This is a genomic window from Marilutibacter chinensis, assembly GCF_021725675.1.
GTDB lineage: Bacteria > Pseudomonadota > Gammaproteobacteria > Xanthomonadales > Xanthomonadaceae > Marilutibacter > Marilutibacter chinensis.
On record NZ_JAKJPO010000016.1, the window covers coordinates 65,524 to 83,999 of the forward strand.

At 69.9% G+C, this 18,476-nt stretch carries 18 protein-coding genes and 1 pseudogene; 15 read left to right on the forward strand and 4 right to left on the reverse strand.

The window, feature by feature from the left end; all coding sequences use genetic code 11:
* Window positions 1–71 precede the first annotated feature (71 nt).
* On the forward strand, window positions 72–1,991 hold the full coding sequence (locus tag L3V18_RS17050) for a glycosyltransferase family 39 protein (RefSeq protein WP_425493556.1): 1,920 nt from the start codon (window positions 72–74) through the stop codon (window positions 1,989–1,991).
* 60 nt (window positions 1,992–2,051) lie between these two features.
* Here the strand turns inward: L3V18_RS17050 and L3V18_RS17055 are convergent, their stop codons facing one another.
* Window positions 2,052–2,630: a Maf family protein gene (locus tag L3V18_RS17055; RefSeq protein WP_237056520.1), complete on the reverse strand. Its 579-nt coding sequence runs from the start codon at window positions 2,628–2,630 to the stop codon at window positions 2,052–2,054.
* An 18-nt stretch (window positions 2,631–2,648) separates the two neighbouring features.
* Complete coding sequence (locus L3V18_RS17060; protein WP_237056522.1) at window positions 2,649–3,008, reverse strand: hypothetical protein; 360 nt, start codon at window positions 3,006–3,008, stop codon at window positions 2,649–2,651.
* Window positions 3,009–3,150: 142 nt separating this feature from the next.
* On the opposite strand from L3V18_RS17060, the gene L3V18_RS17065 reads away from it, so the two are divergent.
* From L3V18_RS17065 to L3V18_RS17130, 14 genes and pseudogenes are all read left to right on the forward strand, one after another.
* Window positions 3,151–3,681, forward strand: coding sequence for a YceD family protein (locus tag L3V18_RS17065; protein ID WP_237056524.1), 531 nt, complete (start codon window positions 3,151–3,153; stop codon window positions 3,679–3,681).
* An 86-nt stretch (window positions 3,682–3,767) separates the two neighbouring features.
* The gene (rpmF, locus tag L3V18_RS17070; RefSeq protein WP_237056526.1) at window positions 3,768–3,962 is read left to right on the forward strand and encodes a 50S ribosomal protein L32; all 195 of its coding nucleotides are present in this window, start codon (window positions 3,768–3,770) and stop codon (window positions 3,960–3,962) included.
* A 288-nt stretch (window positions 3,963–4,250) separates the two neighbouring features.
* Window positions 4,251–5,252: a beta-ketoacyl-ACP synthase III gene (locus L3V18_RS17075; RefSeq protein ID WP_237056582.1), complete on the forward strand. Its 1,002-nt coding sequence runs from the start codon at window positions 4,251–4,253 to the stop codon at window positions 5,250–5,252.
* Between the two features lie 434 nt (window positions 5,253–5,686).
* Window positions 5,687–6,670 carry an ACP S-malonyltransferase gene (gene fabD, locus L3V18_RS17080; protein WP_343226354.1) on the forward strand — a complete coding sequence of 328 codons (984 nt, stop codon included), beginning with the start codon at window positions 5,687–5,689 and terminating at the stop codon, window positions 6,668–6,670.
* 93 nt (window positions 6,671–6,763) lie between these two features.
* Window positions 6,764–7,507, forward strand: coding sequence for a 3-oxoacyl-ACP reductase FabG (fabG, locus tag L3V18_RS17085; RefSeq protein ID WP_237056528.1), 744 nt, complete (start codon window positions 6,764–6,766; stop codon window positions 7,505–7,507).
* Window positions 7,508–7,623: 116 nt separating this feature from the next.
* Window positions 7,624–7,863: an acyl carrier protein gene (gene acpP / locus L3V18_RS17090; RefSeq protein ID WP_036135371.1), complete on the forward strand. Its 240-nt coding sequence runs from the start codon at window positions 7,624–7,626 to the stop codon at window positions 7,861–7,863.
* A 306-nt stretch (window positions 7,864–8,169) separates the two neighbouring features.
* A complete protein-coding gene (gene fabF / locus L3V18_RS17095) occupies window positions 8,170–9,408 on the forward strand; it encodes a beta-ketoacyl-ACP synthase II (RefSeq protein ID WP_237056530.1) in 1,239 nt (412 codons plus the stop codon).
* 244 nt (window positions 9,409–9,652) lie between these two features.
* A pseudogene (locus tag L3V18_RS17100) lies at window positions 9,653–11,008 on the forward strand (aminodeoxychorismate synthase component I); the annotation flags it as partial.
* A 139-nt stretch (window positions 11,009–11,147) separates the two neighbouring features.
* Window positions 11,148–11,984: an aminodeoxychorismate lyase gene (gene pabC, locus L3V18_RS17105; protein ID WP_237056532.1), complete on the forward strand. Its 837-nt coding sequence runs from the start codon at window positions 11,148–11,150 to the stop codon at window positions 11,982–11,984.
* Entirely contained in the window at window positions 11,981–13,078 is a 1,098-nt protein-coding gene (mltG, locus tag L3V18_RS17110) for an endolytic transglycosylase MltG (RefSeq protein ID WP_343226355.1), read from the forward strand. Before pabC ends, mltG begins: the two co-directional genes overlap by 4 nt.
* Window positions 13,075–13,713, forward strand: a complete 639-nt coding sequence (gene tmk / locus L3V18_RS17115; RefSeq protein ID WP_237056533.1) for a dTMP kinase — start codon at window positions 13,075–13,077, stop codon at window positions 13,711–13,713. Before mltG ends, tmk begins: the two co-directional genes overlap by 4 nt.
* A complete protein-coding gene (locus tag L3V18_RS17120) occupies window positions 13,710–14,693 on the forward strand; it encodes a DNA polymerase III subunit delta' (RefSeq protein ID WP_237056534.1) in 984 nt (327 codons plus the stop codon). The genes tmk and L3V18_RS17120 overlap by 4 nt, the downstream gene beginning before the upstream one ends.
* Before the next feature lie 107 nt (window positions 14,694–14,800).
* Window positions 14,801–15,154, forward strand: a complete 354-nt coding sequence (locus tag L3V18_RS17125) for a PilZ domain-containing protein (protein ID WP_237056535.1) — start codon at window positions 14,801–14,803, stop codon at window positions 15,152–15,154.
* Window positions 15,154–15,939: a hypothetical protein gene (locus L3V18_RS17130; protein ID WP_237056536.1), complete on the forward strand. Its 786-nt coding sequence runs from the start codon at window positions 15,154–15,156 to the stop codon at window positions 15,937–15,939. The genes L3V18_RS17125 and L3V18_RS17130 overlap by 1 nt, the downstream gene beginning before the upstream one ends.
* Here L3V18_RS17130 and L3V18_RS17135 read toward each other — a convergent pair.
* Both L3V18_RS17135 and L3V18_RS17140 read right to left on the reverse strand, forming a co-directional pair.
* Window positions 15,870–16,313 carry a hypothetical protein gene (locus L3V18_RS17135; protein ID WP_237056537.1) on the reverse strand — a complete coding sequence of 148 codons (444 nt, stop codon included), beginning with the start codon at window positions 16,311–16,313 and terminating at the stop codon, window positions 15,870–15,872. The two genes, L3V18_RS17130 and L3V18_RS17135, sit on opposite strands and share 70 nt — an antisense overlap.
* A 44-nt stretch (window positions 16,314–16,357) precedes the next feature.
* On the reverse strand, window positions 16,358–18,412 hold the full coding sequence (locus L3V18_RS17140; protein ID WP_237056538.1) for a 3-hydroxyacyl-CoA dehydrogenase NAD-binding domain-containing protein: 2,055 nt from the start codon (window positions 18,410–18,412) through the stop codon (window positions 16,358–16,360).
* Window positions 18,413–18,476 lie beyond the last annotated feature (64 nt).

Below are 18,476 nucleotides of genomic sequence, written 5' to 3' on the forward strand. Positions count from 1 at the left end.
GGGCAGGGCGTCGCCGCCCTCCCCGGAACATTCCGAGTGTAGCGAGGTCCAGTGGCATGCGTGAGTTGGGCATGCGCGATTCGAGCGTGCGTGATGTGCGGATGCGCGGCGTGGAGGCGCACGACGCCGGTCGGGCGCGTTTCGCGTTCCTCGCGCTGTTCGCCTTCGTGATGCTGGTCAAGCTGCTGGTCGCCCTGCGTCTGCCGCTGTTCGTCGACGAGGCGTTCTACTGGCAGGAGGGGCAGCACCTGGCGGCCGCCTACTCCGACCTGCCGGGCCTCACCGCATGGCTGACCCGGCTCGGCGTCGCCCTGGGCGGCGACAGCACGTTGTCCAACAGCACGCTGGCGCTGCGGCTGCCGTTCCTGCTGCTGGCGGCCTTCGTGCCGTGGCTGGTGGTGCGGATCGCCCGCCGCGAGTCCGGCGAACGCGATGGCTGGATCGCCGGCAGCCTCGCGCTGCTGCTGCCGTTGTCGGGGTCGCTGGGGCTGCTCGCGCTGCCGGACGCGGCGATGGCGGTCGCGACCCTGCTGTGCGTCGACGCCGGTGCGCGGTTGCTGCGCCGGGTCGATGCCGCGACCGCTCTCGAGCTGGCCGGCGGGCTGGCGCTCGGGGCGCTCAGCCACTACCGCTTCATCGCCGTGATCGGGGTCGGTTTCCTGGCCCTGCTGCTGTTGCCGGACGGCCGCAGGGCATTGCGGGACGTGCGGGTGTGGACGGCGATCGCCTTCGGCGCAGCGGCGTGGACGCCGCTGGTGGCGTGGAATTTCGACAACGCCGACGCCGGCCTGCGCTTCCAACTGGTCGAGCGGCATCCGTGGGCGTTCCATGTCGACGGCGTGCTGTTCCTGGTGATCCAGGCCCTGCTGGTGACTCCGGTGCTGTTCGCGGCGATGGGATTCGCCGGTTGGCGCGCGCTGTCGGCACCGCGTCCGCAGTCGCGCTACTTCGGCTGGCTGGGCCTGCTGGTGGTGGCCGGCTTCTTCGTGCTCGGCTTCTTTGCCGACACCGAGCGGGTCAGCTTCCATTGGCCGCTGCCGGGATACCTGGCCCTGCTGCCATTGTTGCCGGCGCTGATCGAGCGATGGCCGAAACCCTGGCGCGTCGCGTTGTGGTGCACCGCCGGTGCCGGCCTGGCGGTGGTGCTGGGCTACTACGTGGCCGTGTCGGTCCCGGATGTCCGCGCGCGCGCCGCCGCCGAGAAGTGGTATCCGTCCAACTTCGCCGGCTGGGACGCCCTGGCCGACGCCGTGCGCGAGGAGCGTGCGGCAGCGCCGGCCGACACCCTGCTGGTGGCCGACAACTTCAAGGTCGGCGCCGAGCTGGGCTTCGCGCTCGGCGATCCCGACATTCCGGTGCTCGACCATCCGCTCAACCATTTCCATGGTCGCGCACCGCAACTGCGGCTATGGGGGCTGCAGACCGCCGGCCGCGAGGACTGGGGCGGCCGCCCGGTGCTGCTGGTGGTCGGTGCCAGCGAGGTCCGCTATCGCGAGCTGCTCGCCCGCTACCACGCGCTGTGCGAAATGGTCGGGCCGCTGCCGCCGCCGCGGGTGCTGAACGTCGATCACGGTCGCCAGCGTTTCCTGTTGTTCCGGTTGTCGGCAACTGGCGACGAGGCCACGGGGACGGGCGGAAACGTCTGCGTCGCACCGGCGATGGCCTGGATCACCACGCCGACACCGGGCCAGACCGCCACCGGCACGATCGAGGTGGCGGGCTGGGCGTTCAAGGACGGCGTCGGGCTCTCGCGGGTCGAGCTGATGGTGGACGGACGCGTGGTGACCGAGCTGCAGTACGGACTCGAAGATCCCGGCGTGGCCGGTTACTGGCGGATATCCAGCGACCCCCAGCACCCGAAGGTGGGGTTCCGCGGCACCTACGACATCGCCGCGCTGCCGCCGGGGCGGCATTGGATCGGTCTTCGCCTTCACGGGCGCGACGGCAGCGTCGAGGACTGGTCCGAACAGCCGATCGTGGTCGAACCCTAGACCGGGTTCCTTCGACGCGTCACTTCAGTGCGGCCGCAGGCCGTCGGTAGGGCAGGCGGCTCAGGGCAGGGGGTAGCCGGCCGCGCGCAGCAGGCGCGCGGTCTCGATCAACGGCAGCCCGACCAGGGCGGTCGGGTCGCGCGTCTCGATCGCCTCGAACAGGGAGATGCCCAGGCCCTCGCACTTGAAGCTGCCGGCGCAGTCGTAGGGCTGCTCGGCATCGACATAGCGCTCGATCTCGTCGTGCCGCAGCGGGCGGAACCGGACCACCGTCAGGTCGTTCGCCATCAACGGAACGCCGCCGGCGCGCATCACGCAGACGGCGGTGTGGAAACGTACCTGCCGACCCGACATCGCCGACAACTGCTCGATCGCGGGGTCGCGGCCACCGGGCTTGCCGAGTGGGCGGGCGTCGAGTTCGGCGACCTGGTCGGAACCGATGACCCAGGCATCGGGACGCCCGTCGGCGACCGCGGCGGCCTTGGCGGCGGCGAGGCGGGCGGCCAGCGCGGCGGGCGCCTCGTCCCCGTGCGGCGATTCGTCGACGTCGGGGCGCGCGGTCTCGAACGGCAGCCGCAGCCGCGCGAGCAGCTCGCGGCGGTACGCCGAGGTGGATGCCAGGATCAGTGGACTGCTCACGGGAGAGGCGACACGGGTTCAGGTCAGCGGTGCGCGCGCTTCCTCGATCCGGTCGAGCTGGCGCTCGATCCGGGCGCGGGCATTGTCGATGCCGCTGCGCACCTCCTGCAGTTCATCGAGGGTCGCGGCACTGCCGTGGTCGCGCAGCCACAGGCGCTGGCGCAGCATCTCTCGTAACGCGTCCTGGACCGGGTCTTCGGGCTGGTCGCCGGCGACCGCCTCGATCTCGTCGCGGGCCGTCCTGAGACGGGCCTCCAGGGCGTCGGCGGCGTCGAGGATCTCGCGGACCGCGCGGCGACGGCGCAGGCGCCGGTTCAGCAGGAAAAGCGCGGCCACGGCGGCCGCCACGACGGCGAACAGGATGAGTGTCAGGTTCACGGCAACGACGGGCGCGGGTGAACTTCCAGTCTGCCGTGCCGGCCTCGCTGCGGCAAATTCGGCTCCCGGTCGGCCGGACCCTGAAGGCGCATGCCGGGGGCGTTTGACAGGGGGGGAGGGCATCCTTAACATTCAGCGGCTTATGTCCGCTGATGTGCCAAGAGTGCAGGTGCCCGAGTTGCTGGATGCCTGGCGCATGGTGTCGGCGCGGCGCGGCGTCGCGGGTCGGCTGCCGTTGTCCTCGCTGACCCGTCTGGCCGACAGTCTGGTCGATACCGAAGGCGAAGTGTCCTATTCGCTGGATTTCGACAGGGACGCGTTGCAGGTGCCTTATGTCGAACTGCGTATCGACGCCGAGCTGCCGCTGCTGTGCCAGCGCAGCCTGCAGCGCTTCCTGTTGCCGGTAAAGATCGTGCAGCGGCTCGGCCTGATCCGTAATGAGGCGGACGAGGCCGCGCTGCCGCCGGACTACGAACCGCTGCTGATGCCCGCCGACGGCATGTTGCAGGGCGCCGAGCTGGTCGAGGATGAACTGATCCTTGCCGTCCCGGTCGTGCCGACGATGCCCGGCACGGAAGCGATGGAGCGCGATTGGCCGGCCCCGGAGGCCGAAACCGAACGCGCCAACCCGTTCGCTGCGTTGTCGGCGTTGAAGAAGCCCCCGTCCAATTGACGTCAGCTGCAAGCCAACCCGCTGTAGGTCAATTCGTACATCAACACAATCCAGTTCTCACGATCCAGCTTTCCCGGAGCAAGACCATGGCTGTCCAGAAGTCGAAAGTTTCCCCGTCCAAGCGCGGCATGCGCCGTTCGCACGATTCGCTGACCAGCAAGCAGCTGGCCACCGACCCGACCACCGGCGAGACCCACCTGCGTCATCACGTCACTGCCGATGGCTACTACCGCGGCAAGAAGGTGATCGACACCAAGGGCCGGATCGCCGACGAGGAGTAATCTCCTCGCTGGCCGCCGCGCCCACGGCGCGCGGCGGCTTCGCCCTCCATGGTCGTGATGCCGTGGGGGCGATCGCCATATCCAGCCGGATCCGGGGCTTTCCCGCTCGATCCCGCCCTTGCCGGGCGTCGCGTGCGATCCGTTCCCGCCGGTTGAGAGGCGGCTCCAACGCGGGCGGCTTCACTGCGGGCCGCTCCAATGCCAGCGTCGCTGGTGGCTATTGCAATCGCCGGGCTGATGCCGGCCGGGAGTGGCTTGATGAGTGAGCGGCAACAGGTGGGGCAGGGTATGGATGCGCAGGCGGGCGCCCGCGCAAGCGGAGTGTTCTCGCGCATCGCCGGCACCGGCAGCTATCTGCCGGAGAAGGTGCTGACCAACGACGACCTGGCGAAGATCGTCGACACCAGCGACGAATGGATCGCCGCCCGCACCGGCATCCGCGAGCGTCATGTGGCCGCCGACGGCGAGACGACCTGCGATCTTGCGTTCCATGCCGCCTCGCGCGCGCTGGAAGCCGCCGGCGTCGACGCCTCCGAGCTCGACCTGATCGTGGTCGGCACCACCACGCCCGACCTGATCTTTCCGTCGACCGCCTGCCTGTTGCAGCACCGTCTGGGCGCCAACGGCTGCCCGGCGTTCGATGTCAACGCCGCCTGTTCGGGCTTCGTCTACGCGCTGACCGTCGGCGACAAGTTCATCCGCTCCGGCGCGGCGAAGACGGTGCTGGTGGTCGGCGCCGAGACCCTGACCCGGATGCTCGACTGGAACGACCGCTCGACCTGCGTGCTGTTCGGCGACGGCGCCGGCGCGGTCGTGCTCAAGGCCGACGACGAGACCGGCATCCTCAGCACCCACATGCATGCCGACGGCGGCAAGAAGGAACTGCTGTGGAACCCGGTCGGCGTTTCCGCCGGCTTCAAGCCGGACGAGCACAACGCCGGCGTGAGAGTGCTGATGACCGGCAACGAGGTGTTCAAGCATGCGGTCAAGGCGCTCGATTCGGTGGTCGAGGAGACCCTGGAGGCCAATGGCCTGGATCGCCATGACATCGACTGGCTGATCCCGCACCAGGCCAACCTGCGCATCATCGAGGCGACCGCCAAGCGACTGGACATGCCGATGGACCGGGTGATCGTCACCGTCGACAGGCACGGCAACACCTCGTCGGGTTCGGTGCCGCTGGCGCTGGACGAAGCGGTGCGCTCGGGCCGGGTGCAGCGTGGCCAGTTGCTCCTGCTGGAGGCGTTCGGTGGCGGTTTCACCTGGGGTTCGGCGCTGTTGCGCTACTGACTGATCGCGGCAGCCCGCTCGGCGGTTCCCGCGATCCATCTCTTCGAAACGCCCCGCCGACGCGGGGCGTTCTTCTTTGTCCCGGACCGATCCGGAGGACGTTGTCGGCAACCGGCGGACCGCGCGGGCCCGGACGGATGCATGCCGCAGGGACCTGGCAAAGAAACGGGCGGACAGCACGACGCGCTGCGTCACGGAGTACCGGTATGCGGAGTGCACCGTTGGGGCCGATGATGGCTGCGCCGGTGACACCGGCGCAGCCGCGACGCCCTTCGGAACGGTTCGTGGGGACGGGTCGGATCGCGATCGGATCCCGGGTGGTCGCCGACGGTAGGAGCGCACCCATACGCTTTTTGTGACGACAGTACGCATGGGTACAGACGCCATGTGACATTCGCCCGTATCATGCACGCCCCGCTTCACAGGGTTTGTGCGTGACCGACACCGTCCCGACTGCCGCCGCGACCACGGTCGCTTCCGATCCCACCCTGGCGTTCGTGTTCCCCGGCCAGGGCTCGCAGTCGCTCGGCATGCTCGCCGGGTTGGCCGCCGACGATGCCGGCATCGCCGAGACCTTTGCCGAAGCCAGCGATGGCGCCGGCGTCGACCTGTGGGCGCTGAGCCAGCAGGGCCCCGAAGAGGATCTCGATCGCACCGAGTTCACCCAGCCGGCATTGCTGGCCGCGGGCGTCGCGGTGTGGCGCCTGTGGAACGCGCGAGGGGGCGTGCGCCCGGCGCGTCTGGCCGGGCACAGCCTCGGCGAGTACACCGCACTGGTCGCCTCCGGTGCGCTGTCGCTGACCGAAGCCGCGCGCCTGGTGCGCCTGCGCGGCCAGCTGATGCAGGCGGCCGCGCCCGCCGGCACCGGCGGCATGGCCGCGGTGCTCGGTGCCGAGGAGGCGCTGGTGGTCGAGGTCTGCGAGGCGGTATCGACCGCGTCCGCGGTCGTCGTGCCCGCCAACTTCAACTCGCCGGGACAGGTCGTGATCGGCGGTCATGCCGGGGCGGTCGATGCCGCGCTGGTGATGCTGGCCGAACGTGGTGTACGCAAGGCGGTCAAGCTCGCGGTCAGCGTTCCGTCGCACACGCCGCTGATGCGCGAGGCCGCCGACAGGCTCGCTGCCGCGATGGACGGGATCGCCTGGTCGGCGCCGTCGCTGCCGGTGGTCCAGAACGTCGATGCGCAGGTCCACGAAAACATCGACGCGATCCGCGATGCGCTGGTCCGCCAGCTCTACCTGCCGGTGCAATGGACCGGTTGCGTGCAGGCGCTGGCGGCCGCCGGCGCGACCCGGATCGCCGAATGTGGCCCGGGCAAGGTGCTCACGGGCCTGGCAAAACGCATCGACAAGGCGCTCGATGCGCGTGCCCTCGGCACGCCGGTGGATTTCGCCGGCGCGCTGGCCGAGTGGAAATGAATCTTCGCCACCAATCGCGCGGATAAACACCGATAATCCGTTCTGGATGCCTCATCCGCGGAATCCGTGGCCGAATTTCCTGGAGACGAACGAATGACCCAGACACTGCAAGGCGAAATCGCCCTGGTGACCGGCGCCAGCCGCGGCATCGGCGCGGCGATCGCGGACGAACTGGCCGCACAGGGCGCGACCGTGATCGGCACCGCGACTTCCGAGGGCGGCGCCCGGGCGATCGCCGAGCGTCTGGCCCCTCGTGGCGGCCATGGCCGCGTCGTCGACGTCGCCGATGCGGCCGCCATCGAGACGTTGATCGACGGCATCGCGAAGGAGATCGGCCCGGTCTCGATCCTGGTCAACAATGCAGGCATCACCCGCGACAACCTGCTGATGCGGATGAAGGACGAGGACTGGCAGGCGATCCTCGACACCAACCTGTCCAGCGTCTATCGCACCAGCAAGGCGGTGATGCGCTCGATGATGAAGGCGCGCAAGGGCCGCATCATCAACATCGCGTCGGTGATCGGCGTGACCGGCAATGCCGGCCAGGCCAACTACGCCGCCGCCAAGGCCGGCATCATCGCTTTCAGCAAATCGCTGGCGAAGGAGATCGGCTCGCGCGGGGTCACCGTCAATGTGGTCGCACCCGGTTTCATCGACACCGACATGACCCGTGCGCTGCCGGAGGACGCGAAGAACGCGATGCTCGGGCAGATCGCGCTCGGCCGCTTCGGCGAGCCGGCCGACATCGCCCGTGCGGTCGCGTTCCTGGCGGGTCCCTCGGCCGCGTACATCACCGGGGAAACCCTGCACGTCAATGGCGGCATGTACATGCCGTGAGGCCCGCGTCTCTGGGGTAAACGGCTGATTTGAAACAAATTTCAAAGGGGCGCACCTGGGCCCCGATTCCATTAGACTATTCCGTCGAACATCCCGTCCGGGAGGAGTGAGAACCCATGAGCAGCATCGAAGAGCGCGTCAAGAAGATCGTCGTCGAACAACTCGGCGTTAAGGAAGAAGAAGTCACCAACAACGCTTCGTTCGTCGACGACCTCGGCGCGGACTCGCTCGACACCGTCGAGCTGGTGATGGCCCTCGAGGAAGAGTTCGAGTGCGAGATCCCGGACGAAGAGGCCGAAAAGATCACCTCGGTGCAGCAGGCGATCGATTACGTCAAGGCGCACGTCAAGGCCTGATCCATGCCTGGCGGGCAGGTGCCGCCAAGGCGGTCGCGGGTCGGGTCGAACGCCCGGCCGCGTACCCTGCAAGCCAGTCGGGGCCGCTCTGCGGCCCCGTGTTGTTCCGGGATGCGATCGCGTCCTGCGCGCGCGCTCCGGAACCGCCGCGGCCGCGCAGGCGCCTGCGAGGGCTGTCCGAAGGCTTTCCCGTAACGCGGATCGCCGAACATCGGGCTGCCTGCGGCACGTTCCGCGGCCCCATTCCAACAGTTTTCCGGCGGCAGCCGGGCCGTACCCGGCAGTGCCCCGCATTCGGAGTCATCAATGTCGAAACGTCGCGTAGTGGTTACCGGACTCGGCCTCGTGTCCCCGTTGGGCAACGACGTGGCCAGCAGCTGGGACGGTATCGTCAACGGCCGCTCGGGCATCGCCCCGATCACCCACTTCGATGCGTCGGGCTTCACCACCCGCATCGCTGGCGAGGTGCGCGACTTCGACGTGACCCGCTGGGTCGGCGCGAAGGATGCGAAGAAGATGGACTCCTTCATCCACTACGGGGTTGCCGCCTCGCTGATGGCGATGGAGGACGCCGGCCTGGTGGTCGACGATTCCAACGCCGAGCGCATCGGTGCGCTGATCGGTTCGGGCATCGGCGGCATCCTCGGCATCGAGGAGCAGACCATCAAGTACCACGAGGGCGGCCCGCGCAAGATCTCGCCGTTCTACGTGCCCAGCACGATCATCAACATGCTGCCCGGCCAGGTCTCGCTGCTGACCGGCATCAAGGGTCCGAACTTCTCCGCGGTCTCCGCCTGCGCCACCTCGAACCATTCGATCGGCATGGCGATGCGGATGATCCAGTACGGCGACGCCGACGTGATGGTGGCCGGCGGCGCCGAGCGCGGCTCCTCACCGACTTCGGTCGGCGGCTTCTGTTCGATGAAGGCGATGTCGACCCGCAACGACGATCCGGCCCGCGCTTCGCGTCCGTGGGACAAGGAGCGCGACGGTTTCGTGCTCGGCGACGGCGCCGGCATCCTGGTGCTGGAGGAATACGAATACGCCAAGGCGCGCGGTGCGCGCATCTATTGCGAGCTTGCCGGTTTCGGCGCCAGCTCCGATGCCTTCCACATGACCGCGCCGAGCGAGAACGGCGAGGGCCCCGCGCGCTGCATGGCGACCGCGTTCAAGGACGCGGGCATCAATCCCGAGCAGGTCGGCTACCTCAATGCGCATGGCACTTCGACGCCGCTGGGCGACGTCGCCGAGACCCTCGCGATCAAGCGGGCGCTCGGCGATCATGCCTACAGGACGATGGTCAGCTCGACCAAGTCGATGACCGGCCACCTGCTCGGCGCGGCCGGCGGCGCCGAGGCGATCTTCTCGGTGCTGGCGCTGCACCACGGCATCATCCCGCCGACGATCAACCTCGACGAGCCCGGCGAAGGCTGCGACCTCGACTACGTGCCGAACACCGCGCGCGAGGCGAAGGTCGACGTGACCGTGTCGAACGGCTTCGGCTTCGGCGGCACCAACGGAACGCTGGTGTTCACGCGGGTCTGACCGGTTCCGCGGCTGGCCGACGACGATCCCCGCTTCGGCGGGGATCGTTCTTTGTGGCGGCCGGGTCCGCGGGTGAAGCCGCTGGGCGCTTGTTCCGAGCCCCCCTTTGTCAGGGGGGCGGCTTGCGTCACAGGCGGTGGGCGGGGGACTGGAGGCATGGCCTGGGGGCCCCGAGGTTTGCCGCGCAAACTTCGGGAGCTTCATTGGTGCATGCGCCCATGAAGGTGGTGCGACAATGTCCGCCATGCTTCTGACCTGCCAGCTTCCCGCCAATCTCGACCTGCTGTCGCTGCACCGGACCGATCCCGCGCGTTACCCGCTGTTGCTCGAGTCCAGTGCCCACGGCACCGCGCAGGGGCGATGGGACATGCTGCTGGCCGGCCGGGGCGAGGGGCTGCGGCTGGACGTCGACGGCGTCACCCGCGATCGTGAGGGCCGCGTACTGGGGCAGGACTTCCTGGCTGCGCTGGATCGGACCTGGTCGGCCGCACGGGTGCCGCGCGACGAACCGCGCTGGCCGTTCCGCGGCGGCTGGGCATTGCTGCTGGGTTACGAACTGGCCGCGCAGGTTGAACCGATACTGGCGCTGCCGCCGGCGCCGGGACGGTCGCCGGTCGCAATGGCGTTGCGCTGCCCGGCCGCGGTGCTGCGCGACCACGTCGGCGGCGGGTGCGTGGCGGTCGCCGAGCCCGGGCACGAAGGTCTGCTGGAGAGCATCCGTGCCGATTGCGACCAGGCCGCGCGGATGGCGGCATTGCCGCCGTGGCGCCCCCCGGCGCGGATCGACGAAGAGCCGCCGCAGCGATACGTCGACGGCGTCCTCCGCGTGCTCGAGTACCTGCGGGCAGGCGATGTGTTCCAGGTCAATCTGTCGCGTGGCTGGCAGGCGCACTTCGACGCCGCGCTCGATCCGGCGGCATTGTTCCAGCGCCTGCGCGAGCACAACCCGGCACCGTTCGCCGGAGTGTTCTCGACCGGGCAGGGCAGCGTGGTCAGCGCCTCGCCCGAGCGGCTGGTGTCGGTGCGCGGCGAGGTGGTGGAGACGCGCCCGATCGCCGGCACCCGGCCGCGCGCAACGGGCGGAGAGGGCGCCGTCGGGGAGGATGCCGAACGCATCCGCGAGCTGATCGGCCATCCCAAGGAACGTGCCGAGCACGTGATGTTGATCGACCTGGAGCGCAACGACCTCGGTCGCGTCTGCACGCCGGGCAGCGTGGAGGTCGACGAGTTGATGACGGTGGAGAGCTACGCTCACGTGCATCACATCGTCAGCAACGTGCGCGGCCGCCTGCGCGCTGACGCGACACCGGGGCAGGTGATTCGTGCGGTGTTCCCCGGCGGCACGATCACCGGCTGTCCGAAGGTCCGCTGCATGCAGATCATCGCCGAGCTCGAGGGCGTCGGCCGCGGCGCGTACACCGGTGCGATGGGGTGGCTCAATCGCGATGGCGATCTCGACCTCAACATCCTGATCCGCAGCGCCGAGGTCGACGGCAACGCGCTGCGTTTCCGTACTGGCGCCGGGATCGTCGCCGATTCCGATCCGCAGCGCGAACTCGAGGAGACGCGTGCCAAGGCGCGCGGGATGATCCGTGCGCTGGGCGAGCCGGTGAGCGTCGACTCCCCGTCGCCACCGTCCGCTCCGGCGGACGCCCGGCCATGCACGGCCGGGCGGGGCGGTCCGGAGTCGGTATGACGTCCTCACGGACGGCATGCCGCCTGATGCCGGGGCGAGGACGATGAGCGGCCGCACCGCGGTGATCTACCAGGCGGGCGAGCGCGTCGTGGCGGTCGATCCGGCCGACCGCGGCCTGGCCTACGGCGACGGCCTGTTCGAGACGATGCGAGCGCATCGCGGCGAGCTGCCCTGGTGGGACGCGCACTGGGCGCGGCTGGCGCTCGGCGCTGCGCGGCTGAACCTGCCGTTGCCGGATCCGGAGCAGGTCCTGGACGGCGCGAGAATGCTGCTCGATGGCGACGACGGCGTGTTCAAACTGCTGCTGACCCGAGGCGCAGGGGGGCGCGGCTACGCACCGCCGACGCCGGCGGTGCCGACCCTGGTGCTGTCGCGGCATCCCCTGCCGCCGCCCGCGCCGGAGCCGGGGTTGAACGTCCGCTGGTGCGAGATTCGACTGTCGTTGCAGCCGCGCCTGGCCGGACTGAAACATTGCAATCGACTCGAGCAGGTGCTTGCACGGGCCGAGTGGTCCGATCCGGGCGTCCATGAGGGCCTGCTGCGCAGCGTCGAAGGCGATGCGGTCGGTGCCACCGCCGCCAATCTGTTCGTCCTGCGCGAGGGCCGCTGGCGGACGCCGGCGGTCGACCGTTGCGGAGTGGCCGGAGTCTGCCGCGGCTGGGTGCTCGACGCACTCGACGTCCTGGAGACCCGTCTGGATGTGACCGACGTCGAAACCGCGGACGCGGTTTTCCTGTGCAACGCGGTGCGGGGTATCCTGCCCGTCGCACGGCTCGGGACGCGGCACTGGGCGGACGCCACGCCGGGGCACCGGCAGGTGACCGACCTGCAGGCACGGCTCGCCGCCGCGCATCCCGCCTTCGCCATGGAGAACCTGTGAGTCGCAAAGTCCTGCGCCGCCTGGGTGCGGTCGTCCTGCTGCTGATCGTGATGGCCGCGGCCGCCGGCTTCTGGGCGTGGCAGCGCTACACCGGGTTCGCCGACCGTCCGCTTTCCAGCCTGCAACCGGACACCACGTTGCTGGTCGAACGCGGCGACTCGCTGCCGGTGGTGCTGCGCAAGTTGCGGGCGGTGGGCGTCGGCGAGGGCCACCAGGCCGAGTGGCGGGTGCTGGCGCGCGAACTGGGCGCGGCCGGACGCCTGCAGGTTGGCGAATATGCGTTGAGTCCGGACATGAGCCCGCGCGACATCCTGATCGCGATGCGCGACGGCAGGGTCGTGCGCTACGCGTTCACGATCCTGCCCGGCCGCAACATCCGCGAACTGCGTACCGCATTGGCGAAGGCCGATCCGCTGCGGCAGGAAGCCGCCGACCTGGACGACGCGGCGCTGATGGCCGCGCTCGGTCACCCCGGCCAGCACCCGGAAGGCCGGTTCCTGCCCGAGACCTACCACTACACCCGCGGTGACAGCGATCTCGACCTGCTGCGACGCGCGTACGCGGCGATGGACAAGGCGCTCGACGAGGCCTGGGCCGCGCGCGATCCGGCCAGCGTGCTCAAGACCCCGGACGAGATGCTGATCCTGGCGTCGATCGTCGAGAAGGAGACGGGCATCGCCGGGGAGCGCGCGCAGATCGCCGGCGTGTTCGAGCGGCGGCTGGCGGCGGGAATGAAACTGCAGACCGACCCGACCGTGATCTATGGCCTCGGCGCGGCCTACGATGGCAACATCCGCCGTCGCGACCTGCAGACCGACACGCCTTACAACACCTATACCCGGTCCGGCCTGCCGCCGACGCCGATCGCGATGCCCGGCGTCGATGCGCTGCAGGCGGTCGCCCGCCCCGCCGATGGCGACGCGTTGTACTTCGTCGCCGTCGGTGATGGCAGCGGCCGCCACGTGTTCTCGCGCACCCTTGCCGAGCACAACGCCGCGGTCGCCCGCTATGTGCAGCGCTACCGCCAGGCGCGTGCGGCAGAACGCGCCGCCGCGCAGGCGCAGTCGACCGGCACCGGGCCCGAGGCGCCATGAGCCTGCGTACCTGCCCCCGGTTCGTCACCCTGGAAGGCGGAGAGGGCGCCGGCAAGTCGACGGTGCTCGACGCGCTGGTCGCCCGCCTGCGCGCGACCGGTGCAGAGGTGGTGGCCACCCGCGAGCCGGGCGGAACGCCGCTGGCCGAACAGATCCGCGACCTGCTGCTGGACCCGCGGCACGAGCCGCCGGCGGCCGAGACCGAACTGCTGCTGATGTTCGCCGCGCGCGCGCAGCACGTGCGCGAGACCGTGCTGCCGGCGCTGGAGCGCGGCGCCTGGGTCGTCAGCGACCGCTTCACCGACGCCAGCTATGCCTACCAGGGTGCCGCGCGCGGCGGCGATGCCGGTTTCATCGCCGAGCTCGAACGGCGGGTCGTCGGCATCGAACCTGGCCTGACCCTGCTGCTCGACGTGCCGGTCGCGATCGGGCTGGAGCGCGCGCGGCGGCGCGGCGGCGTCGATCGCATCGAGTCCGAACAGGACGCGTTCTTCGAGCGCGTCCGCGCCGGTTATCGCGCCCGTGCCGAAGCGCAGCCGCGACGTTTCCGCGTCATCGACGCGACCCTGCCGGCGGCCGAGGTCGCAGCCGAGGCGCTGCGCCACCTGCAGCGGCAGATCGGGATGGCGGCATGAGCGCGCGCGCCGGCTTCGCCCCCTGGCAGGCGCGCGCCTGCGACCGGATCGTCTCGGCGCTGGATGCCGGTCGTCTCGGCCATGGACTGCTGTTCTGCGGCCCGGGCCTGCTTGGCAAGCACGCGGTGGCCGAATACCTGGCCCGACGCCTGCTGTGCACCGGCCGCGACGAAGGCGGCGAGCCGTGCGGCGAGTGCCGCGGCTGCCTGCTGATGGCCGCCGGTTCGCATCCGGACTACCGCAGCATCTCGTTCATCCCGAACCGCGACGGCACCCGGCTGCGCACCGAGATCGTCATCGAACAGATCCGCGAGCTTTCGGCCCAGCTGGCGCTGACGCCGCAGTACGGCGGTGCCCAGGTCGCGATCATCGATCCCGCCGATGCGATCAACACCGCCGCGGGCAACGCCCTGCTCAAGACCCTGGAAGAGCCGGTGCCGGGTCGTTACCTGTGGCTGGTCACGGCGTTTCCCGCCCGGCTGCCGGCGACGATCCGCAGTCGCTGCCAGCGGGTCGAGTTCCGCCTGCCGCCCTACGACGAGGCGCTGGCCTGGCTGCAGTCCCGTGGCCACGGCGACGAGGACGCGCGTGACGCGCTGGAAGCCGCTCGTGGCCATCCGGGGCTCGCCAACCAGTGGCTGGAAGGCAACGGCCTGGACCTGCGCCGCGAAGTCGCCGAGGACCTGCAGCGGCTCGAGCGCGGGCTGGCCTCGCCGCTGGAGACCGCGCAGCGCTGGACCGGAGACGAGGACGCCGAGCTGCGCCTGCGCCACGCCGCCGACCTCGCCGTCTTCGAGGCCTCGCGCTTGACCGACCCGGCACGGACGCGCAGTCTGGCGACCTGGTTCGACAAGGCCAACCGCACACGCGACCTGCTGCGCACCACCGTGCGCGCCGACCTCGCGGTCGTGGAGCTGCTGCTGGCATGGCGAGCCGGACTCAGGGCCGACCGGGCCGCAGACGTGGGTCGTCGCGGCTAGCGGTATGGCAATGGGAGCGGGAGCCGTCCGCTACTGGCGGGATCGGCAACAGCATTCGCGATGGGGGACATCAGGACAATGAGCATCCAGCAGACAGGGAGCAGGAGATGAGCGGTGCAGGTGCGCGACAGGGCATCCTGACCCTGGCGATCAAGGACAAGGCTGCGCTCTACGGTGCCTACATGCCGTTCATCCGCGGCGGTGGGCTGTTCGTGGCCACGCCCAAGCGCTATTTCATCGGCGACGAGGTGTTCCTGCTGGTGACCTTGCCGGAATCGAACGAACGCATGCCGGTGGCCGGCAAGGTGGTCTGGGTGACCCCGGTCGGCGCCCAGGGCAACCGGCCGGCCGGCATCGGCGTGCAGTTCAACGAGAACGCCGAGGGCGAGGCGGTGAAGGGCAGGATCGAGGCCCTGCTGGCCGGCCAGCTGTCCGCGGACCGGCCGACCCATACGATGTGATGGCCGGCATGCGCGTCGCGTGGTCGTGCCTGCTCGCGCTGCTGCCGCTGGCGGGGTGCGCGCTGAAGCCGGCCGCCGAGTCTGCGCCGCCGGTGGCGGAGACCGGCTCCGGTTCGCCGCGGGCGGACGGATGTCCTCCCCATCACCTGATCTACCTGCACGGCCGGATCGTGCAGGAGTCCGGCCGCCATGCGGTCAGCCCCGAATTCGGCCGCTACCGCTTCGACGACATCGTCGAGGCGCTGGGCCGGCGCGGTGCCGTCGTCCATGCCGAGGTGCGTGCGCCGGGAACGGAACTGCAAGCGGCCGCCGATGCGGCCGTCGCCGAGGTGCGCAAGCTCAAGGCCTCCGGTGTCGCCAGCAGGAACATCGGCGTGGTCGGCGCCTCGCAGGGCGCGATCATCGCCCTGCTCGCCGCCGACCGGCTGGCCGACCCGCAGCTGCGGGTGGTGGCGATGGGCGCCTGCAACGACTGGGTCCGCGACAGCCTGGCGCCGCGGCCGGTCGGGCGTGTGCTCGACATCCACGAGCGCAGCGACACCATCGCCGGCGGTTGCGCCGAGGTGTTTGCCGCCAGCCCAGGCGTGACCGCCAGCCGGTCGCTCGAACTCGATACCGGACTCAGCCACGGCTTCCTGTACGCGCCGCTGCCGGAATGGGTCGAACCGGCGCTGGACTGGACCGCGCCGGCGTCCTGCGGTACTGCTGGACGGTATCAGTGGTCCCGCGAATCGTTGTCGGCCGGGTATGGCTCGACCCGCTTGAACCCGAACTTGCCCGAATAGACCTCCACTGTATCGGGCGCTCTGTCCAGGCCGCGGACCTCGAAGCTCAATCTCGAGAAGGCCGGACACATCAGGATGGGTTCCATCGGATGCACGTCGGGCCGGTAGCGGTATGCGAGCATCAGGCGCTCTCCCTGGCTCCAGGCCCGCGTCCAGTCAGGGTCAACACGGTCGGATCCGTTGTGCATGACCCAGCCCTCGACCTTCAGCGTGCCATCGGGTCGGAGCTCGGGCTCGAACCGGTTGATCCGCATCGGCGAGCCGGGGCCGGAGTCGCAGCCGTCGACCGTGACGCGCATCGTGACCTCGAGCGGCACCGGTTCGTGCCACTCGGGTTCCTGTGGCAGTGGCGGGAACGCGGGTTCGGCTGCCACACAGGTCGGTGTGATCACTAGCAACGCGCCCGCCGCCAGGCGCCTCACATCAACGCATCCCAGCCCGGCCTCGGCGCGAACCGCTCGCCGTGGCTCGCCTGCAATGCCTTCAGCTTCTCGACCAGCGTGGCGGCGCCGGTCTCGCGGATGTACTGGATCGGGCCGCCGCGGAACGGAGCGAAGCCGGTGCCGAAGATCACCCCGGCATCGAGCAGGTCGGCATCGGCGACCACGCCGTCGTGCAGGCAGGCGACCGCCTCGTTGAGCAGCGGCAGGATCAGGCGGTCTTCCAGGTCGGCCGGCGCCTTGTAGTCCTTCGGCAGCTCCGGCTTGACCGGCTTGCCGCCCTTGTCGGTCTGCTCCCACTTGTACAGGCCCTGGCCGTCCTTCTTGCCGCGCTTGCCTGGCTCGACGTCGCCGAGCGAGGCGGGGACTTCCAGCCCGAGGAACGGTGCCAGCTCGGCGCCGACGCCGGCGGCGACGTCGAGGCCGACCGTGTCGATCAGTTCGATCGGCCCCATCGGCATGCCGAACTTCACCGCGGCCTTGTCGATCGCCGCGCCCGGAATGCCCTCCGCGAACGCGGTCGCCGCCTCGAGCATGTACGGGAACAGCACCCGGTTGACCAGGAAGCCCGGGGTGCCGGCGACCGGCACCGGCAGCTTGTCGATCGCGCGGCAGAACGCCGCCAGCCGCTGGCGGGTCGCGTCGCCGACCTGGTCGTGGTCGATGATCTCGACCAGCGGCATCAGTGCGACAGGGTTGAAGTAGTGCAGGCCGGCGAACTGCGCCGGACGCTGGATGTGCCCGCGCAGTTCGGTCAGCGGAATCGACGACGTGTTCGTCGTCAGCAACGCGTCGGCCTTCATCTTCGGCTCCAGCATCGCGTACAGCTCGCGCTTGGCCTCCGGATTCTCGATGATCGCCTCGATCACCAGGTCGGCTTCGGCGACGCCGTCGCCGGCGAGGTCGCCGCGCAGCCGCGCGGTGACCTGTTCGCGCCTGGACTCGTCCTTGACCTTCTTCTCGAACAGGGCGCGGCCGCGGCCCAGCGCGCCGTCGATGAAGCGCTGCTCGCGGTCCTGCAGGGTCACCTCGAAGCCTTTGTAGGCGGACCAGGCGGCGATGTCGCCGCCCATGACGCCGGCGCCGACGACGTGCACCCGGGCAATGCCATGATCCTTGCCGCCCTGGCTCTTCAGTCGCTCCTGCAGGAAGAACACCCGGATCAGGTTGCGCGCGGTGGGCGTGGACGAAAGCTTGACCACCGACTTGCGTTCGGCTGCGAGCAGCCGCTGGATGCCGCCGCCGGCGCGCTTCCAGGTGCCGATCAGCGCGTAGGGCGCGGGGTAGTGGTCCTTGCGCGCCTTGCGCGCGACCTGCTTGACCAGCACCGGCGCCAGCAACTGGCGTGCCGGCCAGGTGTTGGTGATCCAGGCCATGAAGCGCTGCTTGAACGGTCGCTTGGCGCCGCGCAGGGCGAGCTTGGCCGCCTCGTCGATCAGCAGGGGCTCATCGACGGTCCTGTCGACCAGCCCGATGGCGCGCGCGGCCGAGGCCGACAGGCTGCGCCCGGTCAGCATCATGTCGAACGCGGCCGGTGCGCCGACCAGGCGCGGCAGCCGCACGCTGCCGCCCCAACCGGGGAAGATGCCCAGCTTCACTTCCGGCAGGCCGATCCGGGTCGACGGGCTCTTGCTGGCGACACGATAGTCGCAGGCCAGCGAAATCTCAGTGCCGCCGCCCATGCAGAAGCCGTGGATCGCGGCCACCGTCCGGCAGGGCAGGTCGGCCAGCCGCTGGAATACCTGCTGGCCGCGACGGATCGCGTCGCCGACCGTACCCTTTCGATCGAACTCGGCGAATTCCTTGATGTCGGCGCCGGCGATGAAGCCGCTGCTCTTGGCCGAGGCCACCACCACGCCCTTCGGCGGATCCATCGCCAGGCGCTCGATCAGGCCGTCGAGCTCGATCAGCACGTCCTGGGCGAAGGTGTTGACCCTCGCATCGGCGCGGTCGAAAGAGAGCACGAGGACACCGTCCTCGCGGAGCGAGGTCTGCCAGTGTTGGAAGCGAAGACCGTCGAGGCCAGCGATCATGCTGCACCATCCGTTAACGTATGGGAGACCGATATCATCCCGGGGACGTTTCGCTGCAGTCAAA

Excerpts from the sequence above, each read along its gene's own strand:
- L3V18_RS17050 (WP_425493556.1), top strand. The coding sequence starts at position 72 with ATGCGCGATTCGAGCGTGCGTGATGTGCGGATGCGCGGCGTGGAGGCG.
- L3V18_RS17065 (WP_237056524.1), top strand. The coding sequence starts at position 3,151 with ATGTCCGCTGATGTGCCAAGAGTGCAGGTGCCCGAGTTGCTGGATGCC.
- rpmF (WP_237056526.1), top strand. The coding sequence starts at position 3,768 with ATGGCTGTCCAGAAGTCGAAAGTTTCCCCGTCCAAGCGCGGCATGCGC.
- L3V18_RS17075 (WP_237056582.1), top strand. The coding sequence starts at position 4,251 with ATGGATGCGCAGGCGGGCGCCCGCGCAAGCGGAGTGTTCTCGCGCATC.
- fabG (WP_237056528.1), top strand. The coding sequence starts at position 6,764 with ATGACCCAGACACTGCAAGGCGAAATCGCCCTGGTGACCGGCGCCAGC.
- acpP (WP_036135371.1), top strand. The coding sequence starts at position 7,624 with ATGAGCAGCATCGAAGAGCGCGTCAAGAAGATCGTCGTCGAACAACTC.
- fabF (WP_237056530.1), top strand. The coding sequence starts at position 8,170 with ATGTCGAAACGTCGCGTAGTGGTTACCGGACTCGGCCTCGTGTCCCCG.
- pabC (WP_237056532.1), top strand. The coding sequence starts at position 11,148 with ATGAGCGGCCGCACCGCGGTGATCTACCAGGCGGGCGAGCGCGTCGTG.
- tmk (WP_237056533.1), top strand. The coding sequence starts at position 13,075 with ATGAGCCTGCGTACCTGCCCCCGGTTCGTCACCCTGGAAGGCGGAGAG.
- L3V18_RS17120 (WP_237056534.1), top strand. The coding sequence starts at position 13,710 with ATGAGCGCGCGCGCCGGCTTCGCCCCCTGGCAGGCGCGCGCCTGCGAC.
- L3V18_RS17125 (WP_237056535.1), top strand. The coding sequence starts at position 14,801 with ATGAGCGGTGCAGGTGCGCGACAGGGCATCCTGACCCTGGCGATCAAG.
- L3V18_RS17130 (WP_237056536.1), top strand. The coding sequence starts at position 15,154 with ATGGCCGGCATGCGCGTCGCGTGGTCGTGCCTGCTCGCGCTGCTGCCG.
- L3V18_RS17140 (WP_237056538.1), bottom strand. The coding sequence starts at position 18,412 with ATGATCGCTGGCCTCGACGGTCTTCGCTTCCAACACTGGCAGACCTCG.